Genomic DNA, 17232 nt, shown 5'->3' with positions numbered 1-17232 from the left:
CGCCCTGCCCAGCGTCCCCGTCACCTCCGCCCCGGACCGGCACCACCCGGGTAATGGTCTCCACTCCCAGGCGCCCGCCCCGCAGGCCCCAGGCAACGATGTACAGGGCGTACCCGTGACACGAACGGAGGGGACGGAGCTGCGGGGATAGCGGTGGGTGACGGTCCGGGATGCGTGGACCTCGCGGCGCTGATTCGCTGATAAGGCCCGACCTCCCCAAGATCCAGGAGTGAGTGAGCATGAGCGTTGCAGGTGAATCCGGCGGCCGTGCCCAGCAGATGCGCGCCAAGGTGCAGGAAATGAAGGACGCGGCTGAGCGCACGAGCGACCCGGAAGAGCGCAAGCGGCTGATGGACAAGGCCCGCCGCCTGCAGGAGCAGAGTGAGCAGGAGAGCCGCATGGGCAACCGCGGCATGGACCCCATGGAGTAGCGGGCCCCTCCACACCCCGGCCGGTGGTCTCCTGCGCTCCCCCAGCCGTAGCAGGCCACCGGCCGGACCATGTACGCCCCGGGCGCCCAGATCTCGCCCGCAGCATCCACCACTCTCCGCAGGCACGAACGTCAACTGGGCTGTCGCCGATGCCGATGGGGCCCTTGGGTCAACGGCGACGGAGTCGGTCCAGCCACCCTTGCATTCCCCTGCGATGCGAGCCCGGTGGCGACGGTGGGGCAACAGTCGGCGGATAGGCCGGCGGTGGCGGGGAGGCGCGCCACCAGGCGCTCCCCCGCAACGCCCGGGATCAGGCTACGAGGCCGCTGCCGAGCAGGACCCCGGCCAGCGCGCCCCCGCTCAGAAACGGGCCGTACGGGATCGCCGTCTTGCGACCGGCACGGCGCAGCAGGAGCAAGCCGGCCCCGTAGAGGGCTCCCGGGAACAGCCCCGCGAAGCCGCCGAAGAAGACCGTGTCCCAGCCGTACCAGCCGAGTGCCGTGCCGAGTGTGAGAGCGATCTTGACGTCGCCGAAGCCCATTCCTTGCGGGTTGATCAGGAGAACAAGGTAGGCGCCGCCGAGCGCGAGCCCGCCGTACAGCGCCGTGGTCCACGAACCAGCGGCCCCCGGGACAAGAGCCGCGACACCGAGCAGCAGCAAAGTGGCGGCAGCCAGCGGGAGAGTCAGGACGTCCGGCAGACGGTGCACGGCAATGTCTGCGAGAGCGAGCAGCACCAGGACAGGCGCGATCAGCAGCCACACACCCACCTCGGGCCGAGCACCAGTGACGTACGCGAGCACCGCACACAACAGCGCCGTGACAAAAACCGTGACGGCCGGGCGGGGACCATACCAGCGGCGGAGCGGCAACCCGCTCACCGCCGCACCCGCTACGGCGGGCACCACCGCGACCGCGCAACCGGCGCAGCGCGCGAGACCGACCCAGCCCGCAATCGGATGCCCCTCGCAACACGCCGCGCGCCACCCCTGCCCGGACGGCACCGCGAACCGGTAAACGGCACGCGGCACCAGCAGCCCGACAGCCGCACCGTAGACGGCGGCAAGGAGGACCAGGGACATCAGCATCGTCCGAGCGTACGGCGAGCGCGAGTGGACGAGATACGCCGGAGCGCGTTGGGCCGTTCGCTGCCCTCAATCCGTCGGGCTCGGTCACGCAGCGGGTCGACGCCGCCCCGGTTGACCGCGCTGCCTCGGGTGGTCCAGCGGGGTCGTCATCGTGCCCCGACCGCCGCGAGCGACAGCCGGTCGAGCAGGCGCAGTCCAGTCCGGGGACTGGGGATACGAAGCACTGAGCTCTGCTCTGTGCCGAGCTGCTCCGTGCTGAGAGGAGTTGAAGTCCTCTTCTCCTCTATAGAGAAGAGGTGTCAGTGGCTGTTTCCCGGATACCCACCGGCTCTGGCCTGCAGAGATGCCAATCGTGCCGCGCGGGTGCCGGTACTTGCGCCGGAAGCTGCGCCGGTACCGGTGCCGGTATCCACGCCGGTAGCAGCGCCGGTAGCACCTCCGCTGAGTGCGGCATGCGGGACAGGTCCTTGCCGGTGACTCTCAGTAAAAGCCCAGCATGCCGGGCGAGTCGATGTCGACGGTGACCACGCCGGGCGGGTAGGCGTCTTCGTTGCCGGTCAGCAGGATCGACAGGCCGGTGAACTCCGGGCGCGGCAGCGCGCAGTACAGGGCGTGGCAGGTGTCCGGGCCGCCGTAGCCGTCGCGGATCATCGTGCCGACGCTCACAGCGCTAATCGTGTCGAGGCTGTCGATGACGACGGAAGAGAAAGCGAGCAGCCGACGGGAGAGGTTCTCCTCGTCGGCTTCGGCCTGCATGAGGCACAGGGCGGGGACACTGAGGCGGTCGCCGGGTGTGTGGGCCATGTTGCCCGCGAGCAGGTTCAGCGTTTTGTGGCCGCCGGCGAGCGCTTTGACGGCGCTGGTGTCGAGGATGATCACGCGGCGGCGGTCCGGGCCTTTTCGGCGGCGATCTTGTAGATGTTGCCGAGGACGTCGGGAGCCTGGTCGAATTCCTCGTCGCTGATGTCGATACCGATCTCGCGGCGCACGACTTCCCGGTCGGCGGCGAGCCGTTCGGCGCGCTGTGCGGCGGTCGGCTGCTCGGCGGCCAGGGCCTCAACGAGCCGGCCGATGCTCAGTCCGCGCTCCTTCGCGAGCTCGGCGAGGTGATCACGAGTTTCCCGCGGAACCTGAATTGTCGTCGATGCCATAGCGCCACTATAGAACGCCCACAGGGCCTTGCGTGAGGGCTGCAGCTCGACGGATACCCAGACATCGGACGCCGCGGACAGCCCGGCCTGTTGCGGATACCCGGTCCGGTGTCGCCGGCCTTTCGGATACCCAGGTGTCCTCCACCCCGGCGAGTCTCGGATACCCCACGGTGACCTGCGCTGTTGCCCTTTCGGGGCAAGCACTTGGGTAAGGGACGGCAGCAATGGTTCACGGCAGTTGATCCGAAGGGAGCTCTGTCGTGAGCGATAGACCGGAATGCAGTGCGACCGTGTTCGCCAGCCTGAACCGCGAGTGGAGGTGGATGTGCGCCCAGGACCGCAACGCGCAGCAGGTGCGGTCCTGGCTCGCGGAGGCCGGGGTCCAGGGCGTGGCCGAGGCACCGCGGAATCTGGACGCGCTGCTGGATTGGTTGCATGAGCGGTCCGTACGCGAGGGCCGCACGTTTTCTGACGTGTGGCTGGGTGCCCTGCTGCGGCACGCGAGCGGTCACAGCGACAGTGCGCAGCTGGCGGCGCGGACGGTGGTGCGGGCGATGCTTCCGGCCGCAGTGAGCATGGCGATCCGGTCGGTGCGCGCGGAGGAGCAGCTCGACGAGGTGACCCAGGTAGTGGTCACTGCACTGTGTCAGGCGGTGCGCTCGTATCCGGCAGGTCGCCGGCCGGAGCATGTAGCTCGGCATCTGCGGCTGGAGATGTGGCACCACACCTCACGTGATCTCAAGCGGGAGTTCGCACCGTCGGGGACGAGGCTGGACCCGGAGCAGCGGGCAGCCGAGCCGACCGCGGACTGCGATCCGGTGCTAGGGGCGGAAGAGGCCTGGCTCGAGCAGGCTGCAGCCGAGGCCGGATTCGAGGCGGACCTCACGGGCGCGCGGCGGGAAATGGTCGAGCTGCTGGTGTGGGCGCTGACGCAGAAAGTGCTCTCCCCTCCGGCGGCGGTGGCGATCGCGGATCACTACCGCGTGGGCGCTCCGGGTGATCGTGCGGCCGCGCGGGCGGTGGGGATGAGCCCGGCGGCGTTTCGGCAGCGGCGCAGCAGGGCGGTCTCGACGCTGCGGGCCGCTGTCGGCCAGTGGGTGGCTGCGGCATGAGGCCCGTCGAGATCCGCAGAAGTTTTTCGGCGCCCGATGTCACATCTGGGCGCAGCGCTCTCCCCTTCTTTGGGCGTACGGGCGTGATGCCCGTACGCGGCGCTCGAAGCCGAGCGACGGGTCATGTGAATGCTAGGCGGCGGGGAGAGGGGACGTACGTCATGGAACTGCGCGCACAGGAACAGCGGCTGGTTCAGATCAGGCGCCGGGCGACGCTACTGGCGGTGGCGCTGGTGAGCGAGCCGTTCTCGGCGGCAACGGATGAGCGGCTGCGGACGTATGTGGCCAACGACGCGGACGAGGCACAGACCTTGGCACGCACGCTGTTGGAGCTTCCGCAGGAGGTGCTGCGGTCCCGCATCAGCGAGCTGTCGTCGAGGCGGGGCGGCAGCGGCGTTGCGGGCGAGGGCACGAGCGACATGTGCATCGCGGACATGGCGCGCATCGTCGCCGAGGCCGGAGAGCGTCGGGTGTTGCTGCTGGACCCGCAGGGCAAGCACGCGGGAAACGCGCGGGCCGCTCTTCGTGGCAGGGAGGCGACCTCGTGAAGGCGTGGCGCAGGCCGCCGGTGCCAAAGGAGGACTGGACTGCGCAGACGGTTCAGCACGACGGGCCGCAGTCCGCGGCGCGGGCGGGGTGGGTGACGGTCTCCACCGGCGCGGCCGCCAATCTGACGGCAGTGCTGCGCTGGACCGCATGGGCGCTGCTGATCGCCGGCCCGGTGGTCGGCATCGCGGCGTGGCTGCGGCCGCCGGCCGCTGCCGGGGCGGTGCCGCCCACGCCGAGGGCGTCGGTGGTGGTGCGGGATGCGGCGGGCCCGGCCGGCTTCGCCGAGCTGTACGTGTCGGCCTATGTACAGGCCGGGAAGGGCAGCGAGGCCTCACTCCAGCCGTACTTCCCGAACATCCGTGATCTCACGCTCGAGGCGACGCCCGGTGCGCAGCGCGCCGAGCGGCTGGCTGCGGTGCGGGTGAAGGAGGTTTCGCCGGGCTACTGGTCGGTGACCGTCGCCGCCCGCATCTCCGCCGGCTCCGCGCAGGCATCCAAGGCCAAAGGCAGCACGACAGGCGCCCCGGAAGGGGCCGGTGCGGTGGATGCCCGTGAGGTACTCCGGTACTTCCAGGTGCCGGTCACATCCGCAGGCTCCGGCAGCGGGTACGTCGCGGCGGCCCTGCCCGCCGAGGTCGCCTCCCCCAACGCGGGCGAGGCGGCCCCGCTCGACTACGGCACACCCGTGCCCGCGGACATCCGCGACAGGGCCGCCGCCGCGGTGAACGAGTTCCTGGCCGCGTACCTGACCGGGACCGGTGAACTGGACCGCTACCTGTCACCCGGCACCGACATCACGCAGGTCTCCCCCGCGCCGTACGCACAAGTCAAGGTCACACAACTCGCAGAGCGGGGCGGTGACTTCCGTGCGAACGCCCCGGTGACCGAGGGGGCGCGGCGGGAGCTGCTCGTCGACGCCGGCGCAACGGACTCGGGCGGCCAGGTCCGGCCGCTGACCTATGCCCTGCAGCTGAAGGCCCGTGACGGGCGCTGGGAGATCGCCGCGCTGGACGCAGCCCCCGCACTGAGCACCACCACTTCGAAGGGAAATTCCTGATGGACATCGTCATGGCCGCAGGCGTCCTCAGCGACGTCAAACAGATCAGCGCCGACGTCAAGGACATCCTGGTCAATGTCCTGCCGCCCATCGGCGGCGCGGCGTTCGCGCTGTGGACCTGGGCGAACACCAAGTCGCCGCTCAAGACACTCATGGCCTGCGTCTTCGCGGGCGCGATCTGGTGGGGCATCACCAACATGGGCATCCTGCGCGACAAGACCGGCGAGGACCTCAACCGCAGTGTCAAAACCGCCGCAGTGCTCGTGGTCCAGCCCGTCGCCGGCAGTGAATCCCGGTGAGCACCGCGGCAGAAGCACCCGGCCGTGAGGTCCAGGAGCAGCTGATCGGGCGCTGTTACACGAAGGCGCGCCGCCACCCCCTGGTGATCGGTCAGCTGCCGGGCGGCGGGCGACTGTGGGGCGGCCCGTATACGGTTCCGCAGGCCATCGTGATGGTCCTCTCGTTCGCCGTGCTGCTGCTGTTCCGCCAGGCGTGGGCGCACTTCGGGCTGCTACTGAACGTCATCGTCGCCTTCGCCGTGCCCTACTGCCTGGGGCTCGTCGTTCGGCGCGTCCACGTGGACGGCCGCAATCCTCTCGCCGTCGCCGGGAGCGCCATGGGGCTGCTGGCGGCTCCGTCGGGGGGCCGGATGGGCGGGCGTCCGCTGAAGAAGCTCGGCCGGCACTCCCCGGTCCGCGGGGTGTGCACCCTGACCTGGCACGGCCCGGCGGGCACAGCAGCGCGCACGATGCGCCCTGCCGCCACAGTCCGGCAAGCGGAGTTCCGCGGTGTGACAGCGGTGCAGCCCGCGCCTGCCCGCCGGATCACGACGGCGGTCGCAGACTGCGGCGCGCAGCAGGCCAGCCGTGCGGCCCGGCCTCAAGTGCTGTCGGGAGTAGGGGCGTTGCTCGCGGCGCGCGACGCCGTCGGAGCTCCCGCACCGCGCAGGGCGGGTGAGAGGGATGCCGGTGACCATCTCGGGCGCACTGCGCAGCGGCACGTCGGCCATGAAGGAGGCGGTGTTCGCGCTGCTGGACGCAGCGCCGTACAGCGCGAACACGGCGGAGGGGTGAAGTAACGATGCAGGTCCCCATCCGGCACATTGCCGGGAACGTGATCTGGACGACACACGGTGGCGTATGGGCGATGTGGCGCGTGACGGGCGCCGATCAGGCGCACGTCTCCCGCCGGGCGAAGATGCAACGGCTCGCGGAAATCGAGACCCTGGTCAAGCAGGTGCGCGGGGAGGCGATGCTGCTGTCGCTGTGCCCGCAGGTCAACCCCGCCACGGTGGTGGAGAAGATGGTCGCCGGCGTCAACACCGACCTCTCTCCGCGCTACGAGGCGCTGGCGCACCGGACCCTGGACCAGCTGGAGCTGACCGGCCGTACGGACTGGCTCGCGGTGCCGCTGGCGACCTCGCGCCGCCAGAGCATGGCCGACGCGGTGCGGGCTGCCCGTGCCGAAGTCGCCTTGCAGCTGGGACTGCTGCCCGCCCGGATCCCGGCCGTTGAGGAACTCGAGCGGCTCACTCAGGCATCCGAGCTGGCTTCCACGTGGCTGGCCCAGGTGCGGCTGCGGCCGGCTGGCGAAGCCGAAATCCTGTGGATCTACGGGCACAGCACGCGCCGCGGCCTGCTCGAGCCGCTGCTGCCCGAATACGAGCCGAACCGCGGACGGACCTGGGGCCGCGCTGGGCCAGGCGGTACTCGCCGAGGGCGCCCACAGCCTGGCCGGCGCCGAAGAGGACTCCCCCGCACACCACAGGCGCTCCAGCAATCCGTTCGCCCGCCGGTGGCTGGAGGTGACCACCGAGTGGGGTCCCTCTTACCAGGCGCTCCTCTCGCTGGCCGAGATGCCCGACAGCTTCGTCTTCCCCGGCAGCGAATTCCTCGCCCGGATCGACCAGTTCGCCTTCCCCGTGGACTGGGTGGTGCGGCTGCACGTTGCGGAAGGGGCCGAGGCGGAGGCCAAGTCACGCCGTCAGGCACGGGAGCTGGCCGGCCAGTACAGCGAATACGACGCCGAGACGTCGGGCGTGCCGGCCTCCGTGGACAAAGCCGCGGCCAACCTGGACGAATACCGCGACCGGCTGACCTCCTCCAAGACCGAGGTGGAGGTACAGGCCATGGGAGCACTGTGCGTGTGGGGCGGCACCCCGGCCGAGGCCGAACGCCGCGCGGGTGAACTGCAGGGCTACTTCGGGGCCAGTGAGTACACCTTCGCCCGCCCGCGGGGCGAGCAGGAGAACCTCTGGTACGGAATGCTGCCCGGTGCCCGCACACCCCGGGTGATGGCCCAGTACGCGCAGTTCCTGCTGGCCCGTGACTTCGCCATGGCCGGCCCGTTCTCCGGCGGAGGGCTCGGGGACGAGACCGGGCCGCTGTACGGACTGCAGCTGGCCGGCGGCGGGATTAGGCCGGTGATGTCGGACTTCACCCGCGGCCCGCGCAAGAAGGCGTCCGCGTCGGCGGCGTTCATCGGCGAACTGGGCAGCGGCAAGTCGGTGGCGATGAAGACGGCCGTCTACGGCATCCTGGCCGCCGGCCACCGTCTCGGGATTCACGGCAGCCGTGGCCGGGCGGTCATCGTGGACCGGACCCCGCAACAGGAGTGGGTGCGCTTCGCCCGGGCATGCCCGGGCACCACCCAGGTCATCCACATCACCGGCGACGCCAGCGTGTCCCTGGACCCGCTGCGGATCTTCACGAAGAAGCCGGGCGAGGCTCAGCGGTTCACCGAATCGTTCCTCACCCTGCTGCTGGGCTTCTCGCCGATGGAGGACGAGGGCTCCGCCCTGTCCGAGGCGATCGAAACCGTCCTCGCCGGGCCGCGGCCGTCGATGCGGGTGCTCACCGAGGAGCTCGCCACGCGCGGCGCCGGGGACCCGGCCGCCCGGACGGTGGCCCGCCGCCTGATGGCCGTCGCCCGCAAGGACCTCGCACGAGCCCTGTTCGACGAGACCCTGCCCATCGTCGAGGCCGACGTCGCCGACACCGTCGTGTTCTCCGTCGCCTCCCTCGCGCTGCCCAAGAAGCGGGAGCTGGAGGGGACGCGGCTGGAGAAGCTGGAGTGGGAGAAGATCTTCGGCCGCGCCGTGATGTATCTGATCGCCGCGCTGTGCCGGAAGATCGCCTATGAGAAGCGGGAGGAGTTCGCCGCAGTCGTCTGGGACGAATGCTGGTGGCTCACCTCCAGCCCCGAGGGCCTTGAGCTGCTCCTCGAGATCATCCGGGACGGCCGCAAGCACGCCGCCGGCGCCCTGGTCGGCTCGCACGATCCCTACGACATCGGCCCCAGCGACAGCGAGATGGGCCAGATCGTCCGCGGCCTGATCCCCCGCCGGTTCCTCTTCCGCCACACCGACACCAACCTCGCCCGCCGCGGCCTGGAGTTCCTCGGCCTCGACCCGCACGACGACGACCTGGTCACCGAAGTCACCACCGGGCTGTCCCCCATCAACCTCTCCGACGCCGAACAGGCCGAGCGCGCCGGCGAGTGCTTCCACCGCGACCTGATAGGCCGCATCGGCGCCATGCAGGTGAGCATCCCCAACGACCCGGAGGCGGCCGCGAATATCCACTCCGACCCGGAGGCGGCGATCACAGTATGAAACGCGAGGCGGCGGCCGTTCGGTCGCGTACGACGGGACGTGCCCTGGTGTGCAGCACGGCAGGCCGCTGGCTCCGGCCCGGGCGCGCGCTGGCCACCGGGGTGGTGGTGCTGCTGCTCGCCGCGGTGTGCTCACTGGTGCTGGCCACCACCGCGGGCGCCGCCCCCACCCCGCCGCCGGCTCCTTCACCCTCACTGCCGGCCCCGTACAACCCGCTCAACCCCACACCGCCCCCTGGACTGACCCCGCCCTCCGCCCCTGAAGGAACCACCCAGAAACCGGGTGAAGCCGCGCAGGCCATCGAGGCCGCGAAGAAGAAGGCGGCCGCGGACAGGAAGAAACTCTCCGCATTCGAGGAAAGGGTCGAGCAGTACAAGAAGGACCGGCGCAACGGCGGCGTGCTGTCCGCATTCGAAGTCACCGACCGTGACGGCAACCCCGTCCCCTCTTACCGGATCTTCTCCGACACGGGCAGCTGGAAGGACTGGGACCTCAAGATCGAGGCATTCCTCGTCGAGAGCCTGTTCCTGGCCACGAAGTGGATGGTGTCCTTCGCCTGCTTCCTGATCGCCTGGTCACTGGCCTTCAAACTGGCAGGGCTGCTGCTCACACCAGCCCTGACGGTGTCCACGTCGCTGTACACCAACGTATTCCTCCAACTCGGCCTGCCCGCACTGTTCCTGACCTACGCCGCAGTGGTCGCCGGCTGGCACCTGATGTTCGGCCGCAAGGCCCGCGGCTGGGGCGAGGCCGGAGCCGCCCTGGTCATCTCCGCGCTCGCCGTCACCGCCCTGGCCGCCCCGCCGCAGCTGCTGCTGAGCGAGCAGCACGGCGCCGTCGGCACCGCCCGCGCGCTCGCCGTCGAGGTCGCCGCACTGATCCTGGACAACGAAGAGGCCGCCAAGACCCCGAAGACCGCCGTCAACGACGACCTCCATGACACGGTGCCCGCCGGCACCAGCGCCGGCGCGCAGGTACGCGGCAATGCCTCGGCACTCGCCCGTCCCATCACCGACGAACTCGTCGACGCGTTCGTCGTCCGCCCCTCGATGCTGCTCTCCTACGGCCAGACCTTCGACGACGAGAAGAAGGGCGACACGAGCTGCGCCAAACGCTTCCGCGACTCACGCATCGAGCGGGCCGTGTTCGACGACGCGGTGGACAGCGCCCTCGACTCCGGCCCGAAAAAGCTGCAGGACCTGCCCTGGATCGGCTCCCTCGTCCCCGACGGCAGCACACTGATGCCGGACGCGGTCCAGGACAAGATCGCCGAGGTGGGTCCCGCGAAGCAATTCGAAAAGGACTGCGTCAAGGGCGACGCCGGGGTGCTGAAGAAGGCCTCCATGGACAAGGTCGGCGGCGCGTTCTTCATGACCCTCGCCACCCTGCTGGTCTGCCTGTTCATCACCGTCCTCGACGCCATGTTCCTGTACGCGCAGGTCTGCATCGCCAAGGAAGCGATGATCGCGAAGGTGGCCCTGGCGGTGGGCGTGCTGCCCGGCCCGGGACGCTCGTGGCTGTGGTCCAGAGCCACCAGCATCCTGCGCTACCTGGGGCTGATGGTGCTGGCAGTCAGCGTCCTCGCCATCCTGATCGTCGTCGTCAAGGCAATCATCAACGCCCCAGAGAAGGACCTGCCCGGCGGTGTCACGGTGCGGTTCATCGTCATCGACATCGTGTGCGTCGGCTCGTTCAGCTACCGCAAGAAGCTGGCGCGGGCCACCGAGAACCTCTCCCTGCGTGCCCGCGCCCGCCTCGGCAACAGTGTTCTCGGCGGCAGTGCCCCCGCCGACCTCGGACAGCAGTCCCCGCGGCGCAGTCTGGGCCGCAAGCTGCTGGTCGGCGGCATGATGATCGGCGCTCTCGCCGCCAGTGGCGGCACGGCCGGTGCCGCGTTCGGGTCAGCGCGCGGATCCGCCGCACTCGCCTCCCGCCTGGCCCGCGGCACCGGCCGCATGATCGGCGGAACGGCGAGAGCCGCCGCCGACACAACGAAACTCGCAGCCAAAGGCACCCTCGCCCTCGGCAAGGCAGGGTTGAAGTCGACCCTGGGGCTGCCCGTGTACGGGCCGCGGGCCGCCCGCAAAACGGGTGCCGCGCTCGCCGCGATGCCCGGTCAGGTCACCAGCAGTGCCGTCGGCCTGGGCCAGCGCCTGCAGCAGATCCACCAGCAGTACACCCCGCCCGCGCAGGACTTCATGGGCGAATACGGCCACGGCCTGCGCTCGTTCGGGCGCCTGGTCCGCGGCCGCCGCCCGCTGGGTCCCTACACGCCGCCCCGGCCTCCCGCTCCCGCTGCGCGCACAGCCAGTCCCGGGCCCGGCGCCCCCGTACCCCCGGCGCGGCCCGTGCGCCCCACACCGGTCGTTGCGCCTGCGGCCGCCAGACGCCGCCCGGTTCCACCCCGTGTCCCCCAGCCCGCAGCAAGCCCAGCACAGGCGGCTCTGCAGATGCGGCTGCACCGCATGCGCAACCGCCAGGCCACCACACCCCCCGCACCTCCCCCGCCCCCGGCACGGCCGGCCAGGCCCGCGCCCCGCCGTGGCGGGGGCAGGCCGTGACCGGCGGGAAGAAGGCCGCGCTCGTTTCCGGTATCGCGCTCGCGCCGATCACGTTCGTACTCGGCCTCTGCATCCTGTTCGTCGCCGCCGTCGCCGGGGGCGCCGCCGGACACGAAGACGAACTCGACGACAGCAGCAACGGCATGGCAACCGGGCAGGGAGCACCCTCGCAGGTGGCCGGTGTGCACCCGGTGATGCCCGCCGCATACGCCCGCGCCGCTACGACCATCACCACCCTGCGCCCGGAGTGCGCCGGGATGCGCTGGTCCGTGGTCGCCGGGATCGGGGTGGTGGAGTCCAACGACGCCGCCGGACGGAAGATAGCCCCCCACGCTGTGTGGGACGGCGACACCACCTACGACCGGGCTGTCGGGCCGATGCAGTTCCTCCCCTCCACATGGAAGGGCGCCAGCGGCTCGGACGGCAACAACGACGGCGTCAAAGACCCGCACAACGCCTTCGACGCCGCGCTGGGCACCGCGGTGTACCTGTGCGGCAGCGGAAAGACGGACCTCCGCAACGACACGCAACTGCGCAAGGCCGTACTGCGCTACAACCACTCCGGCGCCTATGCGGACAAGGTCATCGGCTACATCCGGCAGTACGACCAGCTCACCCCTTCAGGCGCGCCCGGTGGCATTGCGGCCGGCGGCCCGGCGGGAGCGGTCGTCCAGGCCGTCCTCGCTGCGCAGGGCACCCCGTACGTGTGGGGCGGAGGCGACATCCACGGGCCGACCAACGGCGGCTACGACTGCTCCGGACTGCTGGTGTACGCCTTCTACCAGGCCGCCCGCATCACCCTGCCACGCACCTCCCAGACCATGCGCCACGCTGGAACCAAGGTGCCCCGCGCCAGCCTTCAGCCCGGTGACCTGATCGTCATCAACAACGACGGGGCCTGGGGACACGTCGGCCTCTACATCGGCGGCGGCAAGATGGTGTACGCGCCGCGCCCCGGAAAATTCGTCGAGACCACCCCCGTCACGACCGGATACTGGACCCGCTACGACTGGGACATTCGCTGCATTCTGTGACATTTCAGGGCGCCTGTCGGGGATTTTCGAGAAAGCCCGACCGTCTGTGTCACATCCGGCGCCCGGGCGCTCCCCTTCCCTCAGTGCATACCCCCACTGTGCGCATCCGATCACGGAAGGCGGCCACCATGCCGGACCAGCTCCACCCCAACGGGCCCACCGCACCAGGGGTTTGCCTCGACAAGGACTCCCCCGCGAGGCGCCAGCCGGAGAGCCGCGTGCTCCGGCCGTTCGCCGACGAACCCGGCCGCTGGGAGAGGGAGTGCCACCGTCTTCGGCGGCCGGCCGCCGAAGCGCAGTTCTTCGCTGAAGCGGAGACCGCAGCGGCCTTGGGGTGCCTCGGCCGCGTTGATGAACGTAACCACTGGGGCTGGCTGCGCTGGCAGGCCCCGGACGAGGAGAGCATGCCGGAGGAGCCGCTCCAGATCGGTCTGCTCCCGCCGTCCCCGTCCAAAGCAGCGCATCTGGCCCGGCGCTGGCTTACCCAGCGCCCGCCCCTACGGGTGGCCATCGGCCGGAGCTGGGCCGGATCCGTCACCGTGAGCACGCTGTTCGCCGCATTCGTCAGCCTCACCGCCGGGATCTACGCCATGGCCCGGGGGCTGCCCATGGGCGTCGTCGTCCCGGCGATGCTGCTGATCCCGCTGTACGTCTCCGTCCTGCCCGACCGGCTCGACGCCCTGGCCCGCCACTTCGTCCGCATCATCGAAGCCGCCCCCGCCCGCCAGTATCTGCAGCGCCTCGTGCTCCTGCATGCCCAGGTCGCCCGCGCGGCAGCCGACAGCCGGCTCCCCGAACTCGCCCACGCCGCCCGGCTCGGCCACCGGGTGCTGTGGGACACAGCCGGCCTGCTGACCGGGCGCGGAACGTGGCCATGCTGCGACGAGCTGCTGCGCGCCTACGAACGCCTTTACACCGATCTCGCGCGTCAGGCCCTCGAGAACGCCGCCGCGCAGGCCGCCCTGGAGCACGCAGTTGTCCGGCCGGGAGCGCCGCAGCAGATCGCTTCCCCCCGCAGCGAGGACGCGTCAGAGCCGACGCCAGCGAACGAACAACTCCTGCCCCCGCAGGTCCTGGCCGAGGCCATCAGCACGCTGATGGACATCGCCACCGCACACCGGAACGCGGCTGATCGCCCCAAGTCCCTGCGCACGCCTCCGTGGAGCCCGCGATGAACCAGCACACCGCACGAGCAGCTCAGTACCTGACCCCGGCCGAGGCGATACGCCTCAAGGCTGGGCTCACCGACTGGTTCGCCACTGAACACCCGATCCGCGCCCGTGTGGCTGGACTGCCGGAACACGGAGCGGCGCTCTGGCCGGCCCGGTGGCCGCAGGCGTCCTTCCCAGAACGCGTCGCCCTGTACCAGTCGGAAGACCTCTTTCCTCCCGCAGCCGCGTGGCAGAACGCGGACATCATCTACGCCGACCCGGCCATGTGCGACATGGTCACCGCCACAGCCCAGACCTTTCCCGAACAGCGGGTACAGCGAGAGGAGTTCCTGGCGTCGATCGGCTTCCTCTTCTTCGCCAAGCCCGTCCCCGCTGAGGCATTCGGCAGTCCGACCGCCGCCAACGCCCCCATCAGCGCCATCACCTGGTTCTGCGCCGACGACGGGCTTTCCTCCCTGGCATGGTTTCGCCGACCTGCGGCTGTCTACGACATGAACGCCGTGAAAGTGGCCCTGCCAGGCCTTCATCCCAGCAAGCCCTACGATCTGCTCTGGGACAGCCCGGCGGCCCACGGCACGCACAACATTTCCCTGCTGAGAGCCCTGTCGGCCCTAGCGAAACAGCCGCTCACCAACGAGGACACGCCAAAAATCCACCAGTCGGTGCGCGGGATCGCCCGCCGGGCCCGCATACGCCCCGAGAGTTTCCGCCGTATCGCGCTACGCCGCCCCGAGACCGCCTCCTATGAAGTCGCGGCGGCCCGGGCGGTGGCCGAAGGCCGTACGCCCGCCGGTCACTGGGTGCGAGGCCACTGGCGTCGCCAGTATTACGCCTCGATCAACGAGCACCGCACCATCTGGATCGAGGGCTTCCCCCGCGGCGACTTCACCCTGCCCGCCCCCATCGGCGAGAAGCTGCTGATCGCCAATGGCGACCGGGCGCACGCAGCGGGCCAGACGTGATGCGGGCCACCTCGCGTCGATGACGCGGCACGGACCTGGGACACAGCAGACGTGCTGATCGCAGGCATCCCGCTCGCCGCAGCAAGGCTGGGCAGTCCTCGCGAAGCTCTGGATCATCGTGGCGGTAGCGACAGCGGGACAGATCGTGCGTACGCTCGCGAGTGTCCCTGGCAGCTCTCGGAGCAGTTCGCCAAGGTAATGCAGAGATGCGGAGTGGTCCTCCTCTCTATGGCCGAGGAGGACCACTCCGCATCATGCTGATTCGCTCAGCTACTCCCGGGTCGTTTAGTTGTCGACGATGCCGAAGTCGACCTCTCCGGACTGGACGTAGCCGACGAAGTCGGCCCAGGCCGGGGCAGGGACTCGCAGGGCGGGGCCCTGCTTGTTCTTCGAGTCGCGGATGCCGACCTGGCTGGTCAGGTCGGCCATCTCAACGCATGAACCTCCCTGGCTATCGCTGTAGGAGGACTTCTTCCAGAGGTGTTCGGCGGCCACGTCAGGCGCCATCAGGTGAGTGTTAATGGCTACTCGATCTCTCGTGCTAGTTGGTGCAGGAATCCGGCTGTTGCCGAGGGGCCCAGAGCTTCGTCACGCATGCTGTTGAACCTCTGGTTGTACTTCCAGACATCGCTCGGTTTGTCGGTGACCGTGATGGTGCCTGGAATATCTGACTGGACGATCGAGTCCACGGGGTCATCGAAGTCCAAGACCGCGAAGTTGATGTCTGCCCGGTAGGTGACGAGCTTCTGCGGGAGAATCTGCACCGCCACGTTGTCACGCGCTGCGAGCCGTTCGATCTCCTCGTACTGTTCCCTCATCACGTCCGGCCCGCCGATCATCCGGCGCAGCGCGGACTCGTCGAGGATGACGCGAAGCGTCAGCGGACTGTCCTCGCGAGTTATGGCCTGCTTGCGCTCCATTCGCAGGCGGACGTTGTTCTCGACGAACGGGGTGGTGGTCTCCTCGACCGGCTTGGCCACCATGAACTGGGCGCGTGCGTAGGTCTCTGTCTGGAGGAGCCCGAAGATGTACATGGGCTGCCAGGCCCGCATCTCCCGCGCATCCGCTTCCAGCCCGACGTACATCGGCATCCCGGACGGCATGACATCCCGATACGGCATCCATGGGTCCCGGCTGAGCGAATCCCGGTTCAGCGTCTGCAGTGCCTCGCGGTCATCGATGTCGTCGACGCCCAGCCGGTCGAGCAGATTCTCCATGTCTCCTGAGCGCGGCAGGCTGTTGTGACCGGTCTCCACTCTGCCGAGTTTCGTGTCGCTGAATCCGAGTCCCGAGGCAGCCTCTTGAATCGTCAGGCCGGCCTTCTCTCGCAGGCGCCGGAGCTCTTTGCCCAGTTCCCGCCTGCGGAACGTCGGCCCCCTTCGTGCTGCCACCTGTGTGCCCTCCCCGAAGCTCTGTCGGTCCGTGGTGCGCGCGTGTGCCGAGTCTCCCACCGCCAGTGCCTCCTTCGGCAACCCTCTGCCGGTGTAGCGGCATGTGCCAATGCTCCCGCGATGGCAGATTCACTTGCAGGTTAACTCGAAGATGCAGGACGGTAGTTGAGCCAGCGTGAACGCGCGCATCTGCGGCTCTGGAAGTTGGATTGCCTCGCTGACTGCGCCGCAATTCTGATCAGCGAGCTGGTGACCAATGCGTTCTGCCATGGCCGGGGCGAGAGCGTCGCTTTGAGGATGATCCGCCATCGGTCCGACGTACGCATCGAGATCTACGACGGCTCGTCGGGCCGGCCGCACGAGTGTGCGGCGCGGCCGGATGACGAGAGCGGCCGCGGCCTGGCCATCGTCGCCGCCATCGCCGACGCCTGGGGGGTCAGCGAAGACGGTACGAGCATCTGGTGCAGCCTCGCAGTGCCCACGGCAGGGAGTGAGCGGTGACGGCATCCGCACGTTCGGCCGAACGTCTCGCCGGCCGCCTGCTCGCCGTGCTCGGCGATGGCGCTTTCGGCTGGGAGTGGCCCTACACAACCCCGAGGGTCCCTGCGAATCAGGCTGCGCGGCTGGCCGTGCTGCGGCACACCATCCAAAGTGCTGCCGTGGCGCCGGCAGGCGTGCCGTTCACCGTCATCGTGTACGCGTTGACGAACGTCCGCGGCGAAAGACCGGTGCGGGCCCTGGAACGTGCCCAGGCGTACGCGAGGTACATGAGGTGGCGGGTCGTCGCGGGGTCGTTCTACGACGACTGCGGGATGACTGATCCCATGGAACGCCCGGACTTGACGCGTGCTCTCAGAGCCGTGGCCGGCGGATTCGCGCAGGGGATCGTGACGGTCGACCGGGCCGCGGTCAGCGCGGCTGACGGCGAGTACGAGAACGCCCTGACCTTCCTCCGGGACCACCACAGCTTCCTCGCGCATGTGCCGCCGGATTTCGCGGTGCCCTCCCCCTCAGCTGAGCTTGTTCTTTATCTACCAGGACCTACCGGGTCTGCCGATGGCCTTGAGGGTCTCGGGGCGTTTGACGGTCTTGCCCACGTCATAGCGGGGTGC

General features: G+C 69.6%; 17 protein-coding genes and 1 pseudogene. 13 read left to right on the top strand and 5 right to left on the bottom strand.

Annotated elements, in window-relative coordinates; genetic code table 11:
- Positions 1–239 precede the first annotated feature (239 nt).
- Positions 240–431 carry a DUF6381 family protein gene (locus ACFYXH_RS40930; RefSeq protein WP_389574536.1) on the top strand — a complete coding sequence of 64 codons (192 nt, stop codon included), beginning with the start codon at positions 240–242 and terminating at the stop codon, positions 429–431.
- Between the two features lie 310 nt (positions 432–741).
- On the opposite strand, the gene ACFYXH_RS40925 is transcribed toward ACFYXH_RS40930, so the two are convergent.
- From ACFYXH_RS40925 to ACFYXH_RS40915, 3 genes are all read right to left on the bottom strand, one after another.
- Positions 742–1518, bottom strand: coding sequence for a prepilin peptidase (locus tag ACFYXH_RS40925; RefSeq protein ID WP_389574533.1), 777 nt, complete (start codon positions 1516–1518; stop codon positions 742–744).
- Positions 1519–1998: 480 nt separating this feature from the next.
- A complete protein-coding gene (locus ACFYXH_RS40920) occupies positions 1999–2397 on the bottom strand; it encodes a hypothetical protein (protein ID WP_389574530.1) in 399 nt (132 codons plus the stop codon).
- Positions 2394–2669, bottom strand: a complete 276-nt coding sequence (locus ACFYXH_RS40915) for a hypothetical protein (RefSeq protein WP_389574527.1) — start codon at positions 2667–2669, stop codon at positions 2394–2396. Before ACFYXH_RS40915 ends, ACFYXH_RS40920 begins: the two co-directional genes overlap by 4 nt.
- 260 nt (positions 2670–2929) lie before the next feature.
- Between ACFYXH_RS40915 and ACFYXH_RS40910 the strand changes: the two genes are divergently transcribed.
- The 10 genes from ACFYXH_RS40910 (at position 2930) to ACFYXH_RS40865 (ending at position 14729) form a co-directional block, all read left to right on the top strand.
- Positions 2930–3781 carry a hypothetical protein gene (locus ACFYXH_RS40910; RefSeq protein ID WP_389574524.1) on the top strand — a complete coding sequence of 284 codons (852 nt, stop codon included), beginning with the start codon at positions 2930–2932 and terminating at the stop codon, positions 3779–3781.
- Between the two features lie 161 nt (positions 3782–3942).
- Positions 3943–4329: a hypothetical protein gene (locus ACFYXH_RS40905; RefSeq protein ID WP_389574521.1), complete on the top strand. Its 387-nt coding sequence runs from the start codon at positions 3943–3945 to the stop codon at positions 4327–4329.
- A complete protein-coding gene (locus tag ACFYXH_RS40900; RefSeq protein ID WP_389574518.1) occupies positions 4326–5387 on the top strand; it encodes a conjugal transfer protein in 1062 nt (353 codons plus the stop codon). Before ACFYXH_RS40905 ends, ACFYXH_RS40900 begins: the two co-directional genes overlap by 4 nt.
- Complete coding sequence (locus ACFYXH_RS40895) at positions 5387–5686, top strand: hypothetical protein (RefSeq protein ID WP_389574515.1); 300 nt, start codon at positions 5387–5389, stop codon at positions 5684–5686. The genes ACFYXH_RS40900 and ACFYXH_RS40895 overlap by 1 nt, the downstream gene beginning before the upstream one ends.
- Positions 5683–6465: a hypothetical protein gene (locus ACFYXH_RS40890; RefSeq protein ID WP_389574513.1), complete on the top strand. Its 783-nt coding sequence runs from the start codon at positions 5683–5685 to the stop codon at positions 6463–6465. Before ACFYXH_RS40895 ends, ACFYXH_RS40890 begins: the two co-directional genes overlap by 4 nt.
- 726 nt (positions 6466–7191) lie before the next feature.
- Positions 7192–9000 (top strand): ATP-binding protein, encoded by a 1809-nt coding sequence (locus ACFYXH_RS40885; RefSeq protein WP_389574510.1) that lies wholly within the window; start codon positions 7192–7194, stop codon positions 8998–9000.
- Entirely contained in the window at positions 8997–11561 is a 2565-nt protein-coding gene (locus ACFYXH_RS40880; RefSeq protein ID WP_389574507.1) for a hypothetical protein, read from the top strand. The genes ACFYXH_RS40885 and ACFYXH_RS40880 overlap by 4 nt, the downstream gene beginning before the upstream one ends.
- Entirely contained in the window at positions 11558–12595 is a 1038-nt protein-coding gene (locus tag ACFYXH_RS40875) for an NlpC/P60 family protein (protein WP_389574505.1), read from the top strand. The genes ACFYXH_RS40880 and ACFYXH_RS40875 overlap by 4 nt, the downstream gene beginning before the upstream one ends.
- Positions 12596–12723: 128 nt before the next feature.
- Positions 12724–13770, top strand: a complete 1047-nt coding sequence (locus ACFYXH_RS40870; protein ID WP_389574502.1) for a hypothetical protein — start codon at positions 12724–12726, stop codon at positions 13768–13770.
- Positions 13767–14729 carry a hypothetical protein gene (locus tag ACFYXH_RS40865; protein ID WP_389574499.1) on the top strand — a complete coding sequence of 321 codons (963 nt, stop codon included), beginning with the start codon at positions 13767–13769 and terminating at the stop codon, positions 14727–14729. The genes ACFYXH_RS40870 and ACFYXH_RS40865 overlap by 4 nt, the downstream gene beginning before the upstream one ends.
- Before the next feature lie 285 nt (positions 14730–15014).
- Here ACFYXH_RS40865 and ACFYXH_RS40860 read toward each other — a convergent pair whose 3' ends face one another.
- On the bottom strand, positions 15015–15236 hold the full coding sequence (locus ACFYXH_RS40860) for a DUF397 domain-containing protein (RefSeq protein WP_389574496.1): 222 nt from the start codon (positions 15234–15236) through the stop codon (positions 15015–15017).
- 17 nt (positions 15237–15253) lie between these two features.
- Positions 15254–16120 carry a helix-turn-helix domain-containing protein gene (locus ACFYXH_RS40855; protein ID WP_389574494.1) on the bottom strand — a complete coding sequence of 289 codons (867 nt, stop codon included), beginning with the start codon at positions 16118–16120 and terminating at the stop codon, positions 15254–15256.
- A 165-nt stretch (positions 16121–16285) separates the two neighbouring features.
- Here ACFYXH_RS40855 and ACFYXH_RS40850 point away from each other — a divergent pair, with 165 nt between their 5' ends.
- Together ACFYXH_RS40850 and ACFYXH_RS40845 are read left to right on the top strand one after the other, a co-directional pair.
- Positions 16286–16621, top strand: a complete 336-nt coding sequence (locus ACFYXH_RS40850; RefSeq protein ID WP_389574491.1) for an ATP-binding protein — start codon at positions 16286–16288, stop codon at positions 16619–16621.
- Positions 16622–16794: 173 nt separating this feature from the next.
- A pseudogene (locus ACFYXH_RS40845) lies at positions 16795–17232 on the top strand (hypothetical protein); the annotation flags it as partial.

It is taken from the genome of Streptomyces sp. NPDC002730 (assembly GCF_042888805.1).
Lineage (GTDB): Bacteria > Actinomycetota > Actinomycetes > Streptomycetales > Streptomycetaceae > Streptomyces.
This window is presented reverse-complemented; position numbering and strand designations above follow the sequence as displayed.